At 66.7% G+C, this 597-nt stretch carries 1 pseudogene; it reads right to left on the bottom strand.

Annotated features, from left to right (window positions below):
• Positions 1 to 123: 123 nt before the first annotated feature.
• A pseudogene (locus tag AC5P09_RS52085) lies at positions 124 to 597 on the bottom strand (alpha-1,4-glucan--maltose-1-phosphate maltosyltransferase); the annotation flags it as partial.

Raw genomic sequence — 597 nt, forward strand, 5'->3', positions numbered from 1 at the left:
CGTTGCTGTCCTGGAAGGAGCGGACGAGGACCTCGTAGAAGACGGCGCGCTTGAACCACTCGGGATCCCGGTCCTTGGCGGGAGTGTCCTCGAAGGTGTCCTGGACGGGCTCGTTGACGATCATTATGTGGGTGACCCTCCGATCTGCGGGGTGGACGGTCGCAGAACCGAGAAGATGTGCGCGGGCCGGGTGCCCGGTTCGAGGCGCACATAGTTGGCCCTGCCCCAGTAGTAGGTCTCACCGGTGAGCTCGTCGCGCACCGGCACCGACTCGTGCCATTCCAGGCCGAGTTGCGGCATGTCCAACGAGACCGTGGCCTCCTGGGTGTGGTGGGGGTCGAGGTTGGCGACCACCAGAACCGTGTTCGAGCCGCTCCGCTTCGAGTACGCGATCACCGCTTCCTGGTCCGCCTGGTGGAAGTGGAGATCGCGCAGCTGCCGCAGGGCCGGGTTCGCGCGCCGGATCGTGTTGAGCCGGGTGATCAGGGGGGTCAGGGAGCGGCCCTCGCGGTCGGCCGCTTCCCAGTCGCGGGGTTTGATCTGGTACTTCTCCGAGTCGAGGTACTCCTCGCTGCCGTCGCGCAGCGGGGTGTTCTC

Source organism: Streptomyces sp. a15 (genome assembly GCF_059026085.1).